The sequence below is a fragment of the Streptomyces sp. SID4985 genome, assembly GCF_009863025.1.
In the GTDB taxonomy this organism is placed as follows: Bacteria; Actinomycetota; Actinomycetes; order Streptomycetales; family Streptomycetaceae; genus Streptomyces.
In genome coordinates this window covers 1-3917 of record NZ_WWIR01000706.1, presented here as the reverse complement: position 1 = coordinate 3917, position 3917 = coordinate 1, and the positions used below count along the sequence as shown (strand labels likewise).

Here is a 3917-nt window from a genome sequence, read left to right as displayed (position 1 = left end):
GACCCGGGGCGTGTGCGGGGCGCTCGGCTGGGTGGCCAGGGTGCTGCTGCGCGCCTGCCGGGAGCACGCGGTGCTGATGGAGCGCGGGGTCGCCGCGGCGGCGGCCGAGCGCGCCCAGTCGGTGGACTACGGCCCCCGGATCGTCGCCCAGGAGCAGGTCGGGCTCGCCTACGCGGGCTGGGACCGGCTGCTGACCCGGGTGGCGCTGCCCGCCTGGCGGATGGGCCGCTGGCCCTCCCGGCTGGACGCGGGCGTGGTCGCCGCGCTGACCGAGCTGTCCCGGCGTGACCGGCTGGCCGCCGACGGCTTCACCTCCCGCCTTGGCGAGCGCCCGGCCTGCGACCTCCTGGAGGAGCCCGGGGTGGCGGACGAAGCGGTCTCCCTGCTCGCCGCCCGGCTCTTCCACGGCGCTCCCACAGGCCCGGGTCCCCAGTGGTCCCCGGTCGACTGGCACGCCTATCCGGAGGAGGTCGTCGACCGCACCTGGCGCGCGGAAGCGGCCCGCCTGCACCGGGTGCTGGACGGGCTCCCCGACCGCCCCCCTGCTTCCGGCGGCGCCACCCTGGCCCGGGTCCTGGACCACCTGGCGACTCCGGCCGAGGTGCCCGGGACGAGGGTGCCGGAGGACGACGCACCGGCCGTTCCCCCCTCCACGCACACCGAACCCGACGATCCCGACCCCACCACCGAACGCGGCTCCGCCCTCGCCGCGGGCCTCAGCGCCGAGCTGGCCCGGGAGGAGAGCACCGTGCCGCGCGGGGCCACCGCGTCCGGGCTCGGGCGGGACCCCGAGCTGTGGGACGAGGGGGCGTTGCCGCTGTTCCCGTTGCAGCCGCCCCGGACCGGCCGGGAGCTGCTGGTCGCGCATGTCACGGCCATGGTGTGCTGCGCGGCCGTCGACTCCGCGGGGGCCGCCCCCGGCCTCGACTGGCTCGACGGGCCGACGCTGCTGCTGGACGGCAAGCGGGCCGCCGATCTCGGGCCGAGGGTGCTCAGCCTGATCGAGGAGGGGGACCAGGGGCCGCTGCGGGACTGGCTCGCCGCCGCCGGGATACGCCCGGAGAAGCCGGTCCGGCTGGGCTGACTCCGGCCGATAACGGAGCACCGACTTCCACTTCAGGCCAATTCACAACGAATAGTGACCGGAGCCGTGCGTTATGTGATGTGCTGAGACCGACACGCACATGGCATCGGCATAAGACACGCGCCGAGCAGACCCGCACCGAGCACCACGAATCACCCGCACCACGAATCACCGCACCACGAATCACCGCACCACGCACCACCCGCACCACGACAACGGCAACGGGGGCATGAGGGAGGGGAGCGCCCATGGCCTCGGACCACATCCGCCGCTGGGAGTCCGGAGCACTCGCGCACGCCGTCACCGACCCTTTCGGCCTGGGCCCGGTGCCCTGGCTGCGCGGCAGTGAGACCTACTTCGACGACACCGGCCACGTGGTGCCCTGGTATGTGGACACCACCCAGCCGCACACCACCACGAGCGCGAGCGGCACCCGCGTACCCGCTCCCCGTTCGGCGGGCCCCGGCCCCCGCTCGGCCGACGACGTGCACCGCCAGATCAAGGGCTTCGCCTCCACCGGCGCGGTCGAGCCCGGCAAGGCGATCGACTTCCACATCACGGTCGATCCGCCGCAGGAGTTCAGCGTCGACATCTACCGCATCGGCCACTACGCCGGGCACGGCGCCGCGAAGATCACCAACAGCCCCCGGCTCTCCGGCATCGTCCAGCCCGAGCCGCTGGCCGCCGACCGCACGGTCTCCTGCCACCACTGGTGGCTGTCCTGGCGTCTCCAGGTCCCCGAGGAGTGGCAGGTCGGCGCCTATGTGGCCGTCCTCACCACCAGCGACGGCTACCGCTCCCACATCCCCTTCACGGTCCGCGACGACCAGCCCGCCGACCTGCTCCTGCTGCTGCCCGACGTCACCTGGCAGGCGTACAACCTCTACCCGGAGGACGGCCACACCGGCGCCAGCCTCTACCACGCCTGGGACGAGAGGGGCCGGCTGCTCGGCGAGGCCGACGCGGCCGTCACGGTCTCCTTCGACCGGCCGTACGCGGGCGCGGGCCTGCCCCTGCACGTCGGTCACGCCTACGACTTCATCCGCTGGGCGGAACGGTACGGCTACGACCTCGCCTACGCCGACGCTCGTGATCTGCACGCAGGCCGCGTCGATCCCACCCGCTACCGGGGCCTGGTCTTCCCCGGCCACGACGAGTACTGGTCGGTCCCGATGCGCCGGGCCGTGGAGAACGCCCGCGACCACGGCACGTCGCTGGTCTTCCTCTCCGCCAACACCATGTACTGGCAAGTGGAGTTGGCGGACTCCGCCTCCGGCGTCCCGGACCGGCTGCTGACCTGCCGCAAGCGCAAGGGCCCCGGAAAGCCCGTGCTCTGGCGCGAGATCGACCGGCCCGAACAGCAACTGATCGGCATCCAGTACGCGGGCCGCGTCCCCGAACCCAGCCCGCTGATCGTGCGCAACGCCGACCACTGGCTGTGGGAGGCGACCGGCGCCCGCGAGGGCGACGGCATCGAGGGCCTGGTCGCGGGCGAGGCCGACCGCTACTTCCCGCGCACCGCGCTCCCCGAGCACGAGGAGCGCATCCTGCTCGCGCACTCCCCCTACCTCGACGGCGACGGCGTACGGCGGCACCAGGAGACCTCCCTCTACCGCGCCCCCTCCGGCGCCTGGGTGTTCGCCTCCGGCACCTTCGCCTGGTCCCCGGCGCTGGACCGCCCCGGCCATGTGGACCCCCGTATCCAGCGGGCCACGGCCAACCTCCTGGACCGCATCTGCAAACGCGACTGACCACCCGGACGACACCCTCCTCGCCGTATACGGGAGAATCGAGGCAGTTGGACAGAACCACGGGGAGGAACCGTGTCCGGATTCGTAGAAAAGCCCGAGCCGATCGAGGTTCCGGGCCTGGTGCACCTGCACACCGGCAAGGTGCGGGACCTGTACCGGAACGAGGCGGGCGACCTCGTGATGGTCGCCAGTGACCGCATCTCCGCCTACGACTGGGTGCTGCCCAGCGAGATCCCCGACAAGGGCCGCGTCCTGACCCGGCTCTCCCTGTGGTGGTTCGACCAGCTGCGCGACCTGGCGCCCAACCATGTGATCAGCACCGAACTGCCCGAGGGCGCCCCCGCCGACTGGGCGGGCCGCACCCTGGTCTGCAAGTCGCTGCGCATGGTCCCCGTGGAGTGCGTGGCCCGGGGCTACCTCACCGGCTCGGGCCTCGCGGAGTACCGGGAGTCCCGCACGGTGTGCGGCCTCGCCCTCCCCGAGGGCCTGGAGGACGGCTCGGAGCTGCCAGGGCCGATCTTCACCCCGGCCACCAAGGCCGAGGTCGGCGAGCACGACGAGAACGTCTCCTACGAGGAGGTGGCCCGTCAGGTCGGCGCCGAGACCGCCGCCCAGCTGCGCCAGGCCACCCTCGCGGTGTACTCCCGCGCCCGCGACATCGCCCGCGACCGGGGCATCATCCTCGCGGACACCAAGTTCGAGTTCGGCTTCGACGGGAACACCCTCGTGCTCGCCGACGAGGTCCTCACCCCGGACTCCTCCCGCTTCTGGCCGGCCGACCAGTGGCAGCCGGGCCGCGCCCAGCCGTCGTACGACAAGCAGTTCGTGCGTGACTGGCTGACCGGGCCCGAATCCGGCTGGGACCGAAAGAGCGAGCAGCCCCCGCCCGCGCTGCCCGAGGAGGTCGTGGCGGCGACCCGCGCCAAGTACATCGAGGCGTACGAGCACCTGACCGGCACCCGCTGGTAACGCGAGAAGCCCCCGGTGGGAACCGGGGGCTTCTTCATGGAGCGGACGACGAGGCTCGAACTCGCGACCTCAACCTTGGCAAGGTTGCGCTCTACCAACTGAGCTACGTCCGC

The 3917-nt window shown here is 72.6% G+C and carries 2 protein-coding genes, 1 tRNA gene and 1 pseudogene; 3 read left to right on the top strand and 1 reads right to left on the bottom strand.

The features are described 5' to 3' along the window. The 3 genes and pseudogenes from GTW40_RS31320 to GTW40_RS31310 all read left to right on the top strand — a co-directional run. Positions 1-1084: pseudogene (locus tag GTW40_RS31320) on the top strand (hypothetical protein); the annotation flags it as partial. A gap of 248 nt (positions 1085-1332) precedes the next feature. Continuing rightward, positions 1333-2835, top strand: a complete 1503-nt coding sequence (locus GTW40_RS31315) for a N,N-dimethylformamidase beta subunit family domain-containing protein (protein ID WP_161183514.1) — start codon at positions 1333-1335, stop codon at positions 2833-2835. A 72-nt stretch (positions 2836-2907) separates the two neighbouring features. Beyond that, positions 2908-3804, top strand: coding sequence for a phosphoribosylaminoimidazolesuccinocarboxamide synthase (locus GTW40_RS31310; RefSeq protein ID WP_161183513.1), 897 nt, complete (start codon positions 2908-2910; stop codon positions 3802-3804). Between the two features lie 37 nt (positions 3805-3841). On the opposite strand, the gene GTW40_RS31305 is transcribed toward GTW40_RS31310, so the two are convergent. After that, positions 3842-3917 (bottom strand) — tRNA-Gly (locus tag GTW40_RS31305).